Here is a 267-nt window from a genome sequence, read left to right as displayed (position 1 = left end):
ACCGAGATCTACACTCTCTCCGTCGTCGGCAGCGTCAGATGTGTATAAGAGGCAGCTCCAGGGCGGCGCGCTCGCGGCTCGGCGAGCCCTCGGCCGAGGCGGTGATGAGCTGGTGCTGGCGGATCCGCACCTCACGCTCCACGGCGGCCCCGACCAGCGAGTAGAACGGGTTGGCGAGGTCCTCGACGACGAGCCCGGTGGTGAAGGTGCGCCCCTGGCGGATGAGACGCGCGCCGTCGTGGCGTCGGAAGCCGAGCCGGTCGATGA

The 267-nt window shown here is 69.7% G+C and carries 1 pseudogene; it reads right to left on the bottom strand.

The window, feature by feature from the left end:
• Positions 1 to 34: 34 nt before the first annotated feature.
• Positions 35 to 267, bottom strand: a pseudogene (locus tag ACR9ZK_RS22160) (LacI family transcriptional regulator); the annotation flags it as partial.

Source organism: Monashia sp. HAY1-5C, assembly GCF_056755255.1.
The sequence above is the reverse complement of the archived record's forward strand: the minus strand, read 5'-3'. Positions and strand labels throughout refer to the sequence as shown.